This window comes from Vibrio sp. DW001 (genome assembly GCF_029016285.1).
Taxonomy (GTDB): domain Bacteria; phylum Pseudomonadota; class Gammaproteobacteria; order Enterobacterales; family Vibrionaceae; genus Vibrio.
The window spans coordinates 1,440,126-1,457,256 of sequence record NZ_CP091975.1; the positions used below are offsets into that span (position 1 = coordinate 1,440,126).

17 protein-coding genes are annotated in these 17,131 nt (G+C 43.1%); 4 read left to right on the forward strand and 13 right to left on the reverse strand.

The genetic code is table 11. From position 1 onward, the window contains the following. Positions 1-42: 42 nt before the first annotated feature. On the reverse strand, positions 43-1,497 hold the full coding sequence (gene cls, locus L3V77_RS06810) for a cardiolipin synthase (RefSeq protein WP_275136328.1): 1,455 nt from the start codon (positions 1,495-1,497) through the stop codon (positions 43-45). A gap of 490 nt (positions 1,498-1,987) precedes the next feature. Between cls and L3V77_RS06815 the strand changes: the two genes are divergently transcribed. From L3V77_RS06815 to pepT, 4 genes are all read left to right on the forward strand, one after another. Next, positions 1,988-3,274, forward strand: a complete 1,287-nt coding sequence (locus L3V77_RS06815; RefSeq protein WP_275136710.1) for a sodium-dependent transporter — start codon at positions 1,988-1,990, stop codon at positions 3,272-3,274. 116 nt (positions 3,275-3,390) lie between these two features. Then, positions 3,391-4,071: a TIGR01621 family pseudouridine synthase gene (locus L3V77_RS06820; protein WP_275136329.1), complete on the forward strand. Its 681-nt coding sequence runs from the start codon at positions 3,391-3,393 to the stop codon at positions 4,069-4,071. Between the two features lie 3 nt (positions 4,072-4,074). After that, positions 4,075-5,007, forward strand: coding sequence for a class I SAM-dependent methyltransferase (locus L3V77_RS06825; protein ID WP_275136330.1), 933 nt, complete (start codon positions 4,075-4,077; stop codon positions 5,005-5,007). A gap of 58 nt (positions 5,008-5,065) precedes the next feature. Continuing rightward, a complete protein-coding gene (gene pepT / locus L3V77_RS06830; RefSeq protein ID WP_275136331.1) occupies positions 5,066-6,289 on the forward strand; it encodes a peptidase T in 1,224 nt (407 codons plus the stop codon). A gap of 70 nt (positions 6,290-6,359) precedes the next feature. On the opposite strand, the gene L3V77_RS06835 is transcribed toward pepT, so the two are convergent. From L3V77_RS06835 to trpD, 12 genes are all read right to left on the reverse strand, one after another. After that, positions 6,360-6,986: a CDP-alcohol phosphatidyltransferase family protein gene (locus L3V77_RS06835; RefSeq protein ID WP_275136332.1), complete on the reverse strand. Its 627-nt coding sequence runs from the start codon at positions 6,984-6,986 to the stop codon at positions 6,360-6,362. A 2-nt stretch (positions 6,987-6,988) separates the two neighbouring features. Beyond that, positions 6,989-7,627 (reverse strand): ATP-binding cassette domain-containing protein, encoded by a 639-nt coding sequence (locus L3V77_RS06840; protein ID WP_275136333.1) that lies wholly within the window; start codon positions 7,625-7,627, stop codon positions 6,989-6,991. Further along, positions 7,593-9,278: a thiamine ABC transporter permease gene (locus L3V77_RS06845; protein WP_275136334.1), complete on the reverse strand. Its 1,686-nt coding sequence runs from the start codon at positions 9,276-9,278 to the stop codon at positions 7,593-7,595. Before L3V77_RS06845 ends, L3V77_RS06840 begins: the two co-directional genes overlap by 35 nt. Positions 9,279-9,284: 6 nt before the next feature. Beyond that, positions 9,285-10,433, reverse strand: coding sequence for an ABC transporter substrate-binding protein (locus tag L3V77_RS06850; protein WP_275136335.1), 1,149 nt, complete (start codon positions 10,431-10,433; stop codon positions 9,285-9,287). Between the two features lie 265 nt (positions 10,434-10,698). Beyond that, on the reverse strand, positions 10,699-11,112 hold the full coding sequence (locus L3V77_RS06855) for a GspS/AspS pilotin family protein (protein ID WP_275136336.1): 414 nt from the start codon (positions 11,110-11,112) through the stop codon (positions 10,699-10,701). A gap of 2 nt (positions 11,113-11,114) precedes the next feature. Further along, the gene (locus L3V77_RS06860) at positions 11,115-11,411 is read right to left on the reverse strand and encodes a YciI family protein (protein ID WP_275136337.1); all 297 of its coding nucleotides are present in this window, start codon (positions 11,409-11,411) and stop codon (positions 11,115-11,117) included. 95 nt (positions 11,412-11,506) lie between these two features. Continuing rightward, complete coding sequence (yciA, locus tag L3V77_RS06865) at positions 11,507-11,914, reverse strand: acyl-CoA thioester hydrolase YciA (protein WP_195702999.1); 408 nt, start codon at positions 11,912-11,914, stop codon at positions 11,507-11,509. Positions 11,915-11,966: 52 nt separating this feature from the next. Then, a complete protein-coding gene (locus L3V77_RS06870) occupies positions 11,967-12,503 on the reverse strand; it encodes a septation protein A (RefSeq protein WP_275136338.1) in 537 nt (178 codons plus the stop codon). 202 nt (positions 12,504-12,705) lie between these two features. Next, a complete protein-coding gene (gene trpA, locus L3V77_RS06875) occupies positions 12,706-13,512 on the reverse strand; it encodes a tryptophan synthase subunit alpha (protein ID WP_275136339.1) in 807 nt (268 codons plus the stop codon). Continuing rightward, positions 13,512-14,702 (reverse strand): tryptophan synthase subunit beta, encoded by a 1,191-nt coding sequence (gene trpB, locus L3V77_RS06880; RefSeq protein WP_275136340.1) that lies wholly within the window; start codon positions 14,700-14,702, stop codon positions 13,512-13,514. The genes trpA and trpB overlap by 1 nt, the downstream gene beginning before the upstream one ends. 17 nt (positions 14,703-14,719) lie before the next feature. Next, complete coding sequence (trpCF, locus tag L3V77_RS06885; RefSeq protein WP_275136341.1) at positions 14,720-16,117, reverse strand: bifunctional indole-3-glycerol-phosphate synthase TrpC/phosphoribosylanthranilate isomerase TrpF; 1,398 nt, start codon at positions 16,115-16,117, stop codon at positions 14,720-14,722. Positions 16,118-16,119: 2 nt separating this feature from the next. Then, positions 16,120-17,118: an anthranilate phosphoribosyltransferase gene (gene trpD / locus L3V77_RS06890; RefSeq protein ID WP_275136342.1), complete on the reverse strand. Its 999-nt coding sequence runs from the start codon at positions 17,116-17,118 to the stop codon at positions 16,120-16,122. Between the last annotated feature and the right edge of the window lie 13 nt (positions 17,119-17,131).

Consider the following 17,131-nt stretch of genomic DNA (forward strand, 5'->3'; position numbering starts at 1 on the left):
ATATTAAGCAACTGAAATTCGCTGCAGAAGAGTGTGAAACGGTTATAACAATGGGCTAAACAGGTAGAAAACACGTTCGAGAAAGCGATATCGCATACTTCTTCCATTCCATTGTGCTTTATCAACTCTGGTTGACAAGGCTTTATAAGATTCCAATAGTTCAACCATCTCCAATGTAAAATCTCGATTATCTACGGCGAGCGTGAGCTCAAAATTAAGCCATAAACTGCGCATATCAATATTGACTGTACCGACCAAACAGTAAAGACCATCAACAACGACCGATTTGGTGTGCAACAGTCCTCCATCAAATTCATATATCTTTACGCCAGCATCAAGCAGTTCGTCGTAGTAGGCACGAGAAGCCCACTGAACCATAATAGAATCGTTGTTCTTAGGGATGATGAGTTCCACGGTTACACCTCGTTGGGCGGTCATGCGAAACTCTTCTAATAATTCATCACTAGGGACAAAATAAGGTGTTGTTATACTGACGGATTTCGTTGCCTGGTTTATCGCTAGGGTAAGTACTTGTTGTATTAGGTTTTCTGGCATTCCAGGTCCGGATGGTACCACTTGGATTGGTAGAGCTTTGTCTTCGCTTGCAATAATACATTCTGGCAAGGTAGGCAGTTGTCTATCACCGGTTTCAACCTCCCAGTCCCATGCGTGAATAGCAGATAGAACATTAACCGTTGGTCCAGTAATACGAACCATCACATCTACCCATTGACCAACGCCTGCATTCTGTTTGAAAAAAGCAGGATCGACCATATTCATAGAACCGGTATAGGCGACATCATCATCGATCACGATAATCTTTCGGTGTTGTCGTAGATCAAGGCGTCTTAAAAAAAGACGCCAAGGGCTGACACCGAGTGCTTGAATCACCCGGATACCTTCTTGCTCCATCATTTGTATCCAATGACTCTTGAAGAAGCGATAACTGCCAGCGGAGTCGAGTAAGATTTGTATTTCTACGCCCCTTTTTGCCGCTCGAATTAAAGCACTGCTTACCGCATCGACTAAACCGCCGTTGTGCCAAATGTAAAAAACGGCGCGGATGTGGTGGTTAGAGTTATCGATGTCTTTGATGATGGAACGGAGTATCTCATTCGGATAACGTTGGAGTGATAAGGTATTGCCGCATAGTGCTGGAATACTCATGCGGTGGTTACATAAGTCATCTATCTTCGTGATCTGTGGGCTCATCAGCTCAGGTAAATGAGCTTGACAGTCGTGTAACTGATCGAACCATTCTCCATAGGGCGTAAACATCTGTTTGGCTCTCTCCGCCCGCTTTTTTCCTAGGTTTAGTTCGCCAAAAAGAAAATAACAGATTATGCCAAATACAGGGATGATATAGATAATCATCAACCAAGCTAAAGAAACGCTCACCGCTCGTCTTTTCAGTACGACGCGCAGCGTGACACCGGCTACAAGAACCCAGTAAAAGCCAATACTTACAAGTGTCATTATGTGATAAAACTTTTCCATCTAACCTCGTTGAAAAGAAGAATAGTTAACAAATTGATAATAAAGCCTTTTAAAAATTATTGTCGAGCTTAATTGTTAATCAGTGTCACAGGCTTGTTTTTTAATGCGTAGTCATCCTTCTAACAGACAGAATAGTACAAGCTAATAGGAGTTTAGTTGAGTATGCGGGCAATGGAATAACAGGAAATAGATAACAGTAGATAATCGGGCGGTTTGTTTACTAAATAGGAAGTTAACGAGCAATTGTATAAAATAACAACATTTATTCGCGTAAATGGCAGTTTAATCCACAATTTACACCAGAGGGTCTTCCAATTCTACGCGCAAACTGTTTTACTTGCCACGCTTGATGCATTGATAGTCTATAGGTCTGACTGTTCAGATTTATTTACACAATTTCTCTGTATTTTTACAGTACTTAATTACATATTTGGTAAATACAATGGCAACGAATTCTAGAGCCCAATTTTCGTCTAAATTTGGCTTCATTATGGCCGCAGCGGGTTCTGCTGTCGGTTTAGGAAATATTTGGGGATTCCCAACACAGGCAGCGAGCAATGGTGGCGCTGTTTTTTTAATTGTCTATCTTTTGATGGTTTGCGTACTTGCATTCCCGATGTTAGTCGCAGAGTTAACCATTGGTCGGTATGGGCAATCGAACCCTGTTGGTTCAATCAAGGCGATTTGGCCAAATGGTAAAATAGGTGCTGCACTTCTAGGCCTAGCTGCAATGACGTGTGCGTCATTAATTCTTGCTTTTTACTCGATCGTTGCAGGCTGGTTGGTCGGTGGTTTTGCTGGTAGTGTGTTTGATTTGGTTGGATTGACAGCCGCGTCAGATTGGATAAATGGCTTTGGCTCAGCACGCAATCTATTACTGATGGTTGCCTTTATGGCATTAACTATGTATGTAGTAAGAAGCGGTGTGGCAGACGGTATTGAACGTTGGTCTACTCGCTTAATGCCGATGTTGTTTACTCTATTTACGGTTCTAATTATTTACATTTTGACTCAGGACGGTGCGTCTGAGGGCCTCAAAATGTACCTGATACCAGATATCTCACATTTCACACCCAAACTGCTCGTCAGCGCAATGGGTCAGGCATTCTTTTCTCTATCATTGGGAGTGGGTTCCATAATGGTTTATGGGTCATATCTTCAAAAAGATGTGAACATCCCTAAAACCGCAGCGCAAGTAGCGGCGATTGATACTGGCGTTGCCGTTGGTGCTGGTCTTCTTATTCTGCCAGCTATGTTTGTAGCAAAAGAGCACGGTGTGCAGATATTCTCTGAATCGGGTGCGTTATTAAGTTCGGATACGCTTGTATTTACTGTGCTACCCGCATTGTTCGATTCAATGGGTTCTGTTGGTCTATTGGTTAGCTTGGTGTTTTTCTTGCTGATGATTATTGCAGCGCTTACGTCGTCCATCTCTTTACTTGAGGTCCCGGTTGCCTGTGCAATTGAAGAACTAAAGCAGAAACGCTCTACTGCCGTACTTTGGATTGGTGGTTTGATCACGGCATTCTCGGCAGTTATTGTATTTAACTTCGGTGCAATGTTCGGAACGGTTATCGAAATATCGACCGTGTATGGTCAGCCAATATTGGGCCTTTGTTGGGCGTTATTAGTTGGTTGGGTTTGGAAGCGTGATAAAGTATTACAAGAGATCAAACAAGGCTTCCCAGAAGTAGAACAGGGATTGTTTTGGAAAATTTGGCCTTGGTATGTTCGTGTCGTTTGTCCCGTCTTTATGCTTTTGGTCTTCTTCGCATAAATCCGACAATCATCTAAGTTGTTCAAAGGCTCTGCAATTGCAGAGCTTTTTTGATCTAGCTACTCGCATTTTTCTATCAAAGCAGATAATCTGCGCCAACATATGGAGTAACGATTATGTTTGATATTCTTCGGCTACAAGATGATTTTATTGTAATTAACAAATTCCACAATGTTAGCGTTCATAAAGATGACGGTGACACTATGTTGCTACAGGAAGTCGCAAAGGTAACCAAAGACAACCAGTTATACCTCGTTCATCGGTTGGACAAAATGACCTCAGGTATCTTGTTGTTGGCCAGAAATAAGCAGGCGGCTCGAGAGTTGTCGGCTCTATTCGCGCAGCGAAGTATTGAAAAATATTACGTTGCGATAGGCAGTAAGAAACCAAAGAAAAAGCAAGGCTTGATTAGCGGTGATATGGAACGTTCACGTCGTTCAAGTTGGAAGCTCATCAATAACAAAAATAATCCAGCAGTAACCCAATTTTTTTCGTTGGCAGGTGAAGCGGGTGAGCGTATTTTTCTGTGTAAACCTTATACTGGCAAAACGCATCAGATACGGGTTGCCCTTAAATCAGTCGGTTCTTCTATTGTTGGTGATCGGATATATAACCCGTCTTGCATTAGTGATCGAGGTTATCTGCACGCATTTGCAATTCGGTTTAAGTTTCAAAATGAGATGGTTAGCCTAATTGCACCACCTTCTATGGGTGAGAAATGGCAGTCTACGGAAATGCTGACGGCATTGGAACAATGGGACACGCCTTGGGATCTACCATGGCCAACGATTAAATAGATTATGAATAAAGAAAATTTAGATCAGTTTTTTGCGCACATATCAGACGAAATTGTTACGGTACCGAATGAAGTTCGCCGCTTGTTTCATGGGCGGGGAAGGAAATGGCAAGGATTAGAACAACTCACTTGTGATTGGTTGCAGGGCCAACTGATCGTCAGTTTATTTAAAGAAGTCGACCAAGAGTTTTTGGATAGCTTGCGAACAGGTTTATTACTTTTTTCTCAGCAAAGTTTCTGGGAAGAAAAGAAGGGAACGGCAATTTTACTGCAACATCGATACCAAAATGGAGCCCCTGCTGAAGTGATTTTAGGTCATTTAGAGGTTCAACCCGTTGTGGTAGAAAGTGGTCTTAGCTTTAAACTCGATCTTGGTAGAAATCAAAACTCTGGCTTGTTTTTAGATATGCGATATGGTCGCAATTGGGTTCAACAACACGCGAATGAAAAACGCATCCTTAACCTCTTTGCGTACACCTGTGGCTTTTCTGTCGCAGCGATTGAAGGCGGTGCTGAAAAAGTGGTGAATGTTGATATGGCCAAAGCGTCTTTGAGTAAAGGGCGAGATAATCATAGGCTCAATAACCATGATTTGAGCAAGGTGAGTTTCATGGCTCACGATATATTCAAATCTTGGGGTAAGATCCGTAAAAATGGCCCTTATGACCTGATTGTCATTGACCCACCTTCGTTTCAAAAAGGAAGCTTTGCTCTCACCAAAGACTATAAAAAAATATTGAGAAGACTACCGGAATTGCTTGCTGATAACGGTGAAGTATTGGCTTGCGTGAACTCACCGTCTGTAACGCCGGAATTTTTGATAGAGAGCATGAATGAAGAGGCGTCTCAGTTTGAGTTTATAGAGCGCTTAGAAAACCCACCTGAATTTTCTGATGTGGATGAACTATCCAGTTTAAAAGCACTGCTATTCAAATAGAGAACAGAATCATATTGGGTTTATTAAGTTGAGAATTTTTAAAAAATAGAGAGTTAAAATGAATAAAGTACTAGATAGATTCTTGCATTATGTTGCATTTGATACCCAGTCCAATGGTGATAACAGTGCTTGTCCAAGTACCCCAGGACAATTGGTGCTAGCGGAACAGATCAAGCTAGAGATGGAGCAGATAGGTTTAGAGAGTGTCACCTTAGATAGCAACGGTTACTTAATGGCGTCATTGTCCTCTAATGTTAGCCATGATGTGGCCCCTATTGGGTTTATCGCACACATGGATACAGCGCCTGATGAATCAGGTAAAGATGTAAAACCACAACTAATTAAAAATTATCAAGGTGGTGATATAAAACTCGGAACCAGTGGTGAACAGCTTTCGCCGACACAATATCCAGACATGGAAAACCTTATTGGGCATGACTTTGTTACTACTGACGGAACGACGTTATTAGGTGCTGATAACAAAGCTGGCATAGCTGAAATTCTTACAGCGATGGAAGTATTGATAAACCATCCTGAGATCAAACATGGTGATATTAAAATTGGCTTCACCCCAGATGAAGAGATCGGTCGCGGTGCTAATCTCTTCGACGTAGAAAAATTTGGAGCCAAATGGGCTTATACCATTGACGGCGGATACATTGGCGAACTTGAGTATGAAAACTTTAACGCCAGCACTGCGAAGGTAATTTGTCACGGTGTGAGCGTTCACCCAGGGACAGCAAAAGACAAACTGGTTAACTCTATGAACATCGCGGCTCAGTTCCAAATGAGTATGCCGGCGGATGAGACACCGGAATGTACAGATGGATATGAAGGCTTCTATCATTTAGGTTCGATCAAATCTAGCATCGCATGTACCGAGTTAAAATACATCGTAAGAGATTTTGATCGAGCTGGTTTAGAGTCACGTAAAGCGTACATAAAATCTAAAGTAGAACAGATGAATGACGCCTTGCCGAAAGGTCGCATATCCCTAGAGCTAGTGGATAGTTACTTCAATATGAAGGAGATGGTAGAGCCTCATCCTCATATTATTAATATTGCCAAGCAGTCGATGATAGAGTGCGATGTTGTCCCTCATATATGCCCGATCAGAGGTGGTACCGATGGTGCTCGTCTCTCTTTTATGGGCCTGCCTTGTCCAAATGTCTTCACTGGTGGTTATAACTTCCACGGAATTCATGAATTTGTTACCGTGCAAGGCATGAACAAAGCAGTTGAAGTGATTGTTAAAATTGCAGAAAATACTGCAAAAAAATAGCGCTAAACACCTTGTAGATGTTCACGAGAGTGGAGATCTACAAGGTGGAAACAAAGGGTTGATCTAAAGTTCAGGACTCAAGACCTTCGTGTCTTTTCAGTGTGGTATATCCAGCCCAAATTCGGTTTATGGTGGTAATCCAACAGAGTGTGCCAAATACATACGCTATTTGAGCAAAGTAATCTGGGAATAGACAAAAAATCACAAAGCATGCAATGGTTTCAGTACCTTCTGTTAATCCGGCCATGTAATAAAGAGATTTATTTTTGTAAACTGGATTTTCTATATCCCTTTTTCCTGCCATTACTGCGAATGCGAGAAAACTCGACCCTGTCCCAATAAATGAAAAGATAAGAAATGCACCTGCGATTGCGTTTTGTTCTACATTAGCTAATACAAATCCAAAAGGGACAAGCGAGTAAAATAGGAAATCCAAGCTGATATCTAAGAAACCACCGGAATCACTAATGCCTTGTATTCGAGCAAGTGCACCATCTAACCCATCACAGAGCCGATTCAAAATCACGAAAACTAACGCAAGATCGTATTGCTGAAATATAAGACTAGGCAAGGTCAAACAACCTAACATAAATCCAAATAGAGTGGTTTGGTCTGCAGTAACGTTAAGCTTGTGTAGCCCTTTTGCGGTTAGCTCCAACGGCATTTTTAGAACCTTGATACTAAATCTATCTAACATGCTTATTGACTCCAGGGCCAGCGTAAACACTGACTATTTGATGGTACATCCGATTCGTCATGGGTAACGAGTAGGGCAGGTACCTTCGCACGGGCAAGCTGTTCAAACACCCAATCTCGAAACTGTTCTCTAAGTTCTTTATCCAATTTACTAAATGGTTCATCTAGTAAAACAAGCTTCGGTTTTGCAAGGAGCATGCGAACGAGACTTATCCTTGCTCTCTGCCCGCCAGATATCTGTTGTGGCATTGAGTTTGCTAGTGAAAACAATCCAACATTTTCGAGCGCGGCATAAGCTTGTTGGCGTCTATTTTCTGACTTAACTGAGTTTGGCAAAGCAAAAGCAAGGTTTTCCCAAACGGAAAGATGAGGGAATAGTAGGTCGTCTTGAAAGAGAATACCGACCTCTCTTTGGTGAGCAGGGAGGTCGCTGATACAAATGTTATTTAGCGTGAAGTTGCCATCGAAAGAAAACTCGTCGGTTAGGTGGCCAGCTATCATATTCAGTAGCGTCGACTTACCACATCCACTAGGACCCATAAGTGTTAATACTTCACCGGGTTTTACTTCTATGTTTAAGGGGGTAAATAGAGCCACCTTATTTCTGTTAGAGATGGTGAGGTTTTTTAGACAAAGGCTCATTAAATATACGTTTCCTAATTGGTGTTAGCCCTTTTCTTTGAAGGCGATTGAGGACGAATGCAAAAGTGAAAAATAGTAGTGGCAATATGGCTTGCCACAGCGCATAGATCGCCATGACTCGTCTATCTGACCCGCTTGACAAAGCAACAGCTTCCGTTGTTATCGTGATTACTCGTCCAGAACCGAGCATCAATGTCGGTAAATATTGGGCTAAACTGACACCAGCACCAACAGCCCACGCAAAACTTATTGCAGGAAATAATATGGGCATTTTAACCTTAAACCAAACCTGCCAAGGCGTCTTCCCGAGGCTCAATGCCGTTTGGCTATAGCCGTCATTATAGCTGCGCCACGGGCCATCCAATGCGAGATAAACATATGGAAAAGCGAAAAATATATGCGACCAGACCACCCACAACAGTGGCATACTCACGTTGATGTACAAGGTAGATACTTGGAGCCCAAATAGTAGCGATAGCTGAGGTACTAGCATAGGCGTTGCAATAATCAGATTGGGAATGCGTAATCGATATCTCTTTTTATATTCGTGCGCGATTAATGCAAATACCAACGCCAAAGAGGCCGATACCAACGCAATAAAAAGACTGGTATTTATTGTTGCAATCACAGTATCCCATTCTTGTTGCCAAAAACGGTGACTAAATTGAGACGGAAGTAGATCGGGAAAACGCCACCGTTGGGCAACAGACCATAGAAGCGTGATCGGTAGTATCAGAATGTTAATCAACGCCACTACTAAAAATAATGTCATACCACGCAATTGAAAACCAACCCGACCAGAAATTTGCCATGTTCGTTGTTTACGCACGATTAGATGCTCTAACCACTTAGTGAGTAGAATTAAGACGGTGCAAACAATAAACAAAATGACCGCACCTGCAGCGGCTCTAGGGAAAAGTGTCAAGTCGGGCTCTGAGAACCACTGCCAAACTAATACCGCGAACGTAGGGGGATTCGTTGGACCCAAAATTAAACTCATATCTACCACTGAGGCACTGTAGGCGATAATAGCCAGAAGAGAAAAACGAATTTTAGTTAACCATTGGGGTAATACACACTTCCACCAAAACTGGGCTTGAGAGTAGCCTAAACTGGTTGCAACCTTATAGGATTCTTCCAGCTTTAATTGCTGAGTAATTGGGATACTCATTAACAGTAAGAAAGGCAGTTCTTTTAATGCTAAAGCGAGAGTTAATCCTATACCATTCTGGTCATTAACGAGGTAAGAAAAATCGCTATCGCCCAGTATAGGTGACAGAATTCGAGCGGCTATCCCAGTTGGTGAGAATAAGAACGCAAAACCGATAGCAAAAGCAATATGAGGAACCGCAAGTAGAGGAGCCAAGCTACTCGTTACCCACTTCCAAGCGCGCGTATTCCAAGTTGTTTGCAATACGGCAAAGGTTATAAAGCAGGCTAGATAACTACTAGTTAAAGAGGTGAATACCGTGAGGTATAGGGACCGTGTTACGCCACTCCATGCGAATACGTCTGCAAACCCGTTCAATGAGACTTCAGAGAACCCGAGCGAAGGAATATAGCTAAGGGCAGACAGAACAACCCCCAACACTCCAGGTATGATGGGAGCAATACAGATAAGAATCACAAAGCTATAGAATAGGCGTAACATAATCAGTTACTGGTTTCCGTAACGCTTTAACCACTCTGTTTCAAGTGCCGCTTGCCAGCTAGGATGTGGTTCATCAATTGATTTAAAGAGCTTAGTATTTTTTGCAGAGCCTGTTAAATATTGATTGGACAGCACAGAAGGATCCCCCCAGATTTCCAAATCGCCTTTACGTGACTGAGCCTCTGGACTGAGCAAAAAGTTAATTGCAATCAGAGCTCCTTCCTTCGCGGTAGCATTCCACGGAATAGCTAGAAAGTGGATATTAGATAACGCACCAGCATCCAGTGCGTACGTTTTGGTCGTTTCGGCAAGTGTACCATTCGCTTGTGCAGAAAAAACGGCATTTGGGTTAAACGTTATCGCGAGATCTAATTGTCGATCATCGAGTAGCTGCATGGTTTCAGATGAGCCAGCAGGAAACTGTTTACCTTCCCGCCAAGCTGTTTTATGAAACTCATCAAGGTATTGCCATAGAGGTTGGGTAACGGTAGCAAAGTCGGTTTCGCTTACTGGTTGATAAAGTGATTTGTCCTTATTTGTCAGCTCGATAAGAAGTGCCTTCAGGAAGCTGGTTCCATGAAATGAAGGTGGTTTGGGATAGCTAACTCGATTAGGAAAAGCTTTGCTATAGCTAAGCAGTTCGGCAAACGAAGCGGGTGGATTGTTCAAGGTGGTACTGTCGTGAATAAAGACGAGCTGTCCGACACCCCAAGGTGCTTCTAGGCCATTGGTTGGTTCGGAGAAGTCAAAATCAATAGGTAAGGATTTATCAACGAACTCCCAACTCGGTAGTGTTTGAGTAAAGGGTCCATATAAAAGATCATTGTTCTTCATGGACTTAAAGTTTTCACCATTTATCCAAACCATATCAACACTGCCACCGCTATTCTTACCTGCGGTTTTTTCGGCTAACAAAAGAGAGGTCGTCTTTGATATATCGGTTACTTTTACGTGATTGAAATTAATACCGTAACGGCTTTTGAGTTCTTTGCCTGTCCATTTAAGATAAGCATTTATTTCTTGACTGCCACCCCAAGCATGAAAGTAGACATCTTGCCCTCTGGCTTTTGTTTCGATGTCTTGCCATGATGATGAAGCAGAATAAGCAGTTGAGCTTATTAAGGCAGTGGTAATAAAGAGAGCAGTAGTCTTCATTGGATTCCTTTCTTTGCGCGTCGGTCTAAACGTCTATTTTACTTAGTTTATTAAAATAGGCGCGTTACATTAACAATATAGCTGAGTAGACCGGAGGTTTATTACTTTTCATTCATTATGAAGTAAAAAGAATGATTTCGCTAAAGAAATAAGTGGTTAAACATGGGGTTAACTGATGGTGTTGCAAGAGGTTAAGGCAAAGCTACCCTCTCAAATTCCCTTTACATTGGGGGAGTTAGAGAGGGGTAGAAGCAAAGAGTTTGTATTACCCTTTTGTTTCTTCAGATAAGGCTGTACACGTATCGATTGAAACTATCTGCTCGATAAGAAGTTGCCCTCGTTCGCTGCGGATTTTGATATTATAAATTACGCCATGTACTAAGTTCGCTTTTACTTCACTATTTGAGCAGTAGTAGCTAACGCTCTTTTCTATAAGCTGCTGTGGTGGTATAGAGCCTTCACTGTTATAAATCATCATTAACTCAACGACGCTGCCTTTGGCTTTCGCTTGCATAACCGTGAGTGGCCCATGTTCAATTGGTAGATTGTTAGAAAGAATAGAGGCTCTATGGGCGGCAATGGCTTCCACTTGACGTTCTTTATCCGCAGTCGCACTACAGGCTGCAAGCGTCATGATAAATAAACCACTTATAACTAATTTAGAGAAATTATCTTTCATAATTAAAGTACTTTTTTGAATGGTTTGACGATGACTTTTTCATAGACACCTGCGTCGATATATGGGTCTGTATCAGCCCATTGTTGAGCGTCTTGCAATGACGGGAAGTCAGCGATAACGGTTGAACCAGTAAAACCCGCTTCTCCCGGGTTCTCAGAGTCAATGGCTGGCATTGGTCCTGCAGTTAACAAACGCCCTTCATCTCTAAGAGCTTGTAAGCGAGCCAAATGCATCTCCCTTGCTGACATACGTTTTTCTAACGAATTTTCAACATCTTGAGAAAAAATAACATACCACATATAAAACGTCTCCTTGTTGACATGAGTAAGGACCACTGTACTAAATCAATCGGGTCAGTGTGAAACTTAACGGAAAGAATGTGAATTAATATCTACTATTTGTCTATTTTCTTTACTGGTCTTGGACGGCCGTTGCTGTCGATAGCAACATAATTAAAGGTTGCTTCACAAACCTGATATCGATCACCGATACCATCGACATTGACAGGTTTTACCCAAACCTGCAGATTAATTGACATTGATGTACGGCCTATCTTAGTACACTCACCGTGGCAACAGACCACATCGCCAACCGCGACGGGGGCTTTAAATGTGATACTAGAAACAGAGACAGTAACGACACGACCAAACGAAATTTCTTTTGCTAATATGGCGCCGGCCAGATCAAGTTGGGACATAATCCAACCACCAAATATATCACCATTGGCGTTGGTATCTGCTGGCATCGCAAGGGTTCGAAGCAGCATCTGCCCTCGAGGGTTTTCATCAGTTTTGTTACTCATTTAGGACTTCCAATATAACGCCCTCGCATTTGAGATACGAGGGGATAATGATTTATTTCGACTCTTCTTTCGGAAGGTGCTTATAGATATAGATACCCGTTAAAAGGGTAAAGCCAAATGTGGCGGCAAGCAAACCAAATACTTTAAAATTCACCCAAACATCAAGGGGTAAACTGAAAGCCACATAGATATTTAACAGTGCACAAAGTGCGAAAAATACCATCCAAGCCCAGTTGATTTTTGCCCAAACGGCATCAGGTAATGATATCTCTTTGCCGAGCATTCCTTTGATTACTGGTTTTCCCATTAGGTGTGTTACGAACAATCCTAAAGAAAATAAAGAGTAAACAATGGTTACCTTCCACTTGATGAAGTTGTCGTCGTGGAAAAAGAGTGTCATACCGCCAAACACAGCCACTATTGCAAACGTAATTAATTGCATTTTTTCTACTTTTTTATAAAGAAAGTAGGTCAATACGATTTGAATCGCCGTAGCCACTATCAATGCACCTGTAGCGACATAGATGTCGTACATTTTATAGAGTGCGAAAAATATAATTAATGGAATAAAATCAATAAGTTGTTTCATTTAATACTAATATGTCACATAAAGATGACTCATAGTCTACCCAATTTATTGCCAATGCAAAATAGCAGCGTAAGATCTGGATACAAAAATGACCGCTAATGCGGCCATTTTACAGAACTAAATCAATATAACGAGCCTAACGCTTGGTAGGCATTACCGTTCATCGATCGCTTCTCATCTGAATATTTAGATGAAGGCTAACTTATTGTATTGTCGCTGCTTTCATCGGCGTAATAAACGCGGCCAGTTCAGCGAGCATTTTATCTGGGTTGTCTGCATTGGTTTCAATGATTTTCACAACAGCAGATCCAGAAATAGCACCAGCGGCACCGGCGGCAACCGCCTCTTTAACTTGCTCTGGTTGAGAGATACCAAAACCAAGTAGAGCAGGGGGGGCATCATATTGATTAAGACGTTCCATCAGATGAGAAACGGGCATGTTAGCTTTTGTTTCAGCACCTGTTACACCAGAACGAGACAGTAGATAGGTATATCCACCGCCAAGCTCTGCCACAGCTTGAAGTGTCTCGTCGCTTGCTGTCGGTGGCGCGATGAAGATAGGCTTCACGCCGTATTTTCTTGCCGCCTCGGTAAACTCGGCACTTTCATTAGTTGGCACGTCTGCAATGAGTACAGAGTCGATGCCCGCTTCCGAGCAATGCTTGTAAAAACTGTCTATACCTCGAGCGAAAACCAGGTTAGCGTACATCAGTAACCCGATAGGTAATTCAGGGTGTTTGGCGCGTATCTTGCCAATTAACTCAAAACAGATACTGGGTGTCACTCCAGATTCTAATGCGCGCATATTCGCACCCTGAATGGTTGGGCCATCCGCTAAAGGATCCGAAAAGGGAATGCCTAGTTCTAACGCATCAGCGCCTGCATCTACGAGGGTCTCCATTACCTGCAGAGACAGTTCAGGGTTTGGGTCGCCTACGGTGACGAATGGGACAAAAGCCCCCTCATTTTTATCGGCTAAACGCTGGAAAAGTAATTGATAGCGATCCATTACAGGGCTCCTTTTGATTCTAATATATCGTGAACAGTGAAGATGTCTTTGTCACCTCGACCGGACAAATTGACCACCAATAACTGTTCTTTATCTGGGTTGTTCCTCACCATTTTTAATGCGTGAGCAAGGGCGTGTGCCGATTCAAGCGCGGGGATAATACCTTCGCTTCTTGCCAGTTCTTGGAATGCTTCCAAAGCTTCGTCATCCGTAACGGAATCATATTCAGCGCGACCGGTCGCGTGGAGATGCGCGTGCTGTGGTCCTACTGATGGGAAGTCCAAGCCTGCTGAAACGGAGTAAGATTCTTCGATTTGGCCGTTTTCATCTTGCATTAATGGCGATTTCATACCGAAGTAGATACCGGTTTTTCCATGCCTCAGAGGGGCACCGTGTTGGTTTGTATCGATGCCTTTGCCTGCGGGTTCTACACCAATCAACCTTACATTCGGTTCTTCGATGAAATCTGCAAACATACCGATAGCGTTTGAGCCACCGCCAACGCATGCGATCAGAGCATCAGGTAATCGACCTTCACGGGCTAAAATTTGGTTCTTGGTCTCTTCACCGATAATGTGTTGGAATTCGCGCACAATAGTTGGAAATGGATGAGGTCCAGCAGCAGTACCTAATAGGTAGTGTGCATCTTCATAGGTTGCAGACCAGTCACGCAGCGCCTCATTACACGCGTCTTTTAATGTAGATGAACCTGAATGGACAGGAATGACGGTTGCCCCCATGAGTTTCATTCTGAACACATTAGGACTTTGACGTTCAATATCCTTTGCACCCATATAAACGCGACACTTTAGGTTAAGCAGGGCACAAGCCAGAGCTGTCGCGACGCCGTGTTGTCCCGCGCCCGTTTCTGCGATTATCTCTTTTTTACCCATACGCTTGGCAAGCAGTGCCTGACCAAGAACTTGGTTGGTTTTATGCGCGCCACCGTGCAATAAATCTTCACGTTTTAGGTAAAGTTTAGACTTAGTTCCTTTCGTCAAGTTACGTGTCAGAGTAAGTGCCGTCGGTCGGCCAGCATACTCCTGAAGTAACGTCATAAACTCCGCCTGAAACTCGGGATCATTCTGTGATTTGATAAATTCGTCTTCTAGCTGATCCAGAGCGGGTACCAAGATTTGTGGTACGTATTGCCCACCATACTCACCAAAATAGGCGTCTAATTTAGCCATGATAATTCCTCACAATCTTAATAATTTTTAATTTCTGTAAATGCTTGCTTAACGAGTTCTGGATCTTTTTTCCCGGGTGCGGATTCAACGCCAGAATTAAGGTCTAAACCAAGGCAACCTAACGCGGCCGCTTGTTTAACATTTTGCGGTGAAAGTCCACCTGCTAACATGATGTCATTGGTTGTGCTAATCAACGACCAGTCAAAGCTTTGTCCTGTACCGCCAGACTGAGTACCCACCTTGCTATCGAGTAGGTGACGTGACACGTCTGATGTTATTAGTTCTGGTATAGAGTCAGTGACACCATACGCTTTCCATATAGCACAGTCATCGGATAATTTTTCTCTAATAGTTGATATGTAGGCTTGGTTTTCGTCGCCATGTAGCTGCACGGCTGCTAACTTGAGTGTATTTGCAATATCGACAACCAAGTCTTGCGATTGGTTTTGAAAGACACCGACGTAATTGAGCGGCGCACCACTCATGACTAACCGTGCGGCCTCCAAGTCAACCTTGCGCTTCGATTTTTCGGCAAAGATAAGCCCGCCATATACTGCTCCAGCTTGATAAACGACGGCAGCATCATTGGCATGGGTTAATCCGCACACTTTATTATCTCCAAGCAACACACTGCGTACGGTAAGCTCAAGGTTATCTTCAGCCATCAGTGAACTGCCGATTAAAAATCCAGTAGCGTATTGTGTCAGCGCTCTAACTTGCTGGTTGGTATAGATACCAGACTCGGAAATAATCGTTGTTCCTTTTGGCAATAACGGCGCGAGTTCGCGAGTTCGATTTAGGTCGGTAGAGAGATCCCTTAGGTTTCGGTTATTGATACCAACTACTTTTGCTTTTAAGGCAATAGCGCGGTTTACCTCTTCCTCATTACTGGTCTCCGTTAATATTCCAAGGCCAAGAGAATGGGCGACTTCAGCTAGCTCTACATACTCTTCGTCATTAAGAACAGAAAGCATCAGCAATATGGCATCAGCATTGTAATGACGGGCGAGGTAGACCTGGTAGGTGTCTATCATAAAATCTTTACACAAGATGGGTTGTGGTGCCTGTGAACGGACCTGAGGTAGAAAATCAAAGCTTCCTTGAAAATACTTCTCATCGGTCAATACTGAAATCGCACTGGCATGCTTAGCATAGACCGAGGCAATATAGTCGAGGTCAAAGTCGTCTCTAATGAGCCCTTTTGACGGCGAAGCTTTCTTACATTCAAGAATAAATGCCGTCTTGTCCTTTGACAGCGCAGCATAAAAATCACGATCAGAAGGGATAAGCTGATCCTTGAATGTCGATAATGGTTGAGATGCTTTTCTTTCTTTAACCCACACTCGTTTATCTCGAACTATGTTGGCGAGTACTTCTGCCATTTCACGATTCTGTTTAGTGATATGTTCAGACATATTTAGCCTCTTTCTGCTAATTGTTTAACAAGTTCGTAAGCCTTTCCTGAGTTCATTGCTTCGATTGCTTTTTGTGTATTTACTTTTAAATCCTCTTGACCAAAAAGTCGGAGCAACAATGCGACATTTACCGCAACCGCAGAAACCTGTGCTTCAGTGCCTTTGCCCGTTAGTATGTCGGTAATAATGGCTCGATTCTCTTCGGGTTCGCCACCTTTGATGGCTTCGAGTGGGTGTGTATTTACACCGAAATCTGATGGTGACAACGTGTATTCAGTTATTTTTCCATCGATGATCTCTGCGACCATGGTTTCGCCATGAATGGCCACTTCGTCTAAGCCACTACCGTGCACAACTGCAGCGCGTTTTAACCCCATCTTAGCGATAGTTTCTGCGATTGGACGAACCAGCGCTGCATCGTAAACACCCATTAACTCAATGGGTGGACGGGCAGGGTTAATGAGGGGGCCAAGGATATTAAATATAGTGCGTGTTTTCATCGCTTGCCTAACTGGCATCGCATGGCGGACGCCACCGTGATACTGAGGAGCAAACAAGAAGGCAACGCCTAAATCATCCACTGCTTTAGCGGTATCTACTGCGCTCATCGCTAGGTTTATGCCAAACGAGTCAAGTAAATCTGACGAACCTGATTTACTTGAGACACCGCGGTTGCCGTGTTTTGCAACCTTTACCCCACAAGCCGCGGCGACAAACGCTGCTGTTGTTGAGATATTAATGGTATTTGAACCATCACCACCGGTACCAACGATATCAGCAAAGTCGTATTCTGGACGAGGGAATGGGCTGGCATTAGCCAATAATGCAGACGCTGCCCCAGCGATTTCGTCTGGTGTTTCCCCTTTGATTTTTAAAGCCGTCAGTACTGCGGCGAGCAACATTGGATCCATTTCACCTTTGATGATTGAATCGAACAGACTGTGGCTTTCGTTTTGAGTCAAGGAAACTTGATCGTATAGTTTGTTAATTATCGCTTGCATGGTTATTCCTTCA

Bases quoted from the DNA above. Each gene is read 5' to 3' on its own strand.
- L3V77_RS06860 (WP_275136337.1), bottom strand. From the start codon at position 11,411: ATGTGGTATGTTATTTTTTCTCAAGATGTTGAAAATTCGTTAGAAAAA.
- trpA (WP_275136339.1), bottom strand. From the start codon at position 13,512: ATGGATCGCTATCAATTACTTTTCCAGCGTTTAGCCGATAAAAATGAG.
- L3V77_RS06835 (WP_275136332.1), bottom strand. From the start codon at position 6,986: ATGTTAGATAGATTTAGTATCAAGGTTCTAAAAATGCCGTTGGAGCTA.
- L3V77_RS06840 (WP_275136333.1), bottom strand. From the start codon at position 7,627: ATGAGCCTTTGTCTAAAAAACCTCACCATCTCTAACAGAAATAAGGTG.
- pepT (WP_275136331.1), top strand. From the start codon at position 5,066: ATGAATAAAGTACTAGATAGATTCTTGCATTATGTTGCATTTGATACC.
- L3V77_RS06820 (WP_275136329.1), top strand. From the start codon at position 3,391: ATGTTTGATATTCTTCGGCTACAAGATGATTTTATTGTAATTAACAAA.
- cls (WP_275136328.1), bottom strand. From the start codon at position 1,497: ATGGAAAAGTTTTATCACATAATGACACTTGTAAGTATTGGCTTTTAC.
- trpB (WP_275136340.1), bottom strand. From the start codon at position 14,702: ATGGCTAAATTAGACGCCTATTTTGGTGAGTATGGTGGGCAATACGTA.
- L3V77_RS06825 (WP_275136330.1), top strand. From the start codon at position 4,075: ATGAATAAAGAAAATTTAGATCAGTTTTTTGCGCACATATCAGACGAA.
- L3V77_RS06850 (WP_275136335.1), bottom strand. From the start codon at position 10,433: ATGAAGACTACTGCTCTCTTTATTACCACTGCCTTAATAAGCTCAACT.
- trpD (WP_275136342.1), bottom strand. From the start codon at position 17,118: ATGCAAGCGATAATTAACAAACTATACGATCAAGTTTCCTTGACTCAA.
- trpCF (WP_275136341.1), bottom strand. From the start codon at position 16,117: ATGTCTGAACATATCACTAAACAGAATCGTGAAATGGCAGAAGTACTC.
- L3V77_RS06845 (WP_275136334.1), bottom strand. From the start codon at position 9,278: ATGTTACGCCTATTCTATAGCTTTGTGATTCTTATCTGTATTGCTCCC.
- L3V77_RS06855 (WP_275136336.1), bottom strand. From the start codon at position 11,112: ATGAAAGATAATTTCTCTAAATTAGTTATAAGTGGTTTATTTATCATG.
- L3V77_RS06870 (WP_275136338.1), bottom strand. From the start codon at position 12,503: ATGAAACAACTTATTGATTTTATTCCATTAATTATATTTTTCGCACTC.
- L3V77_RS06815 (WP_275136710.1), top strand. From the start codon at position 1,988: ATGGCCGCAGCGGGTTCTGCTGTCGGTTTAGGAAATATTTGGGGATTC.
- yciA (WP_195702999.1), bottom strand. From the start codon at position 11,914: ATGAGTAACAAAACTGATGAAAACCCTCGAGGGCAGATGCTGCTTCGA.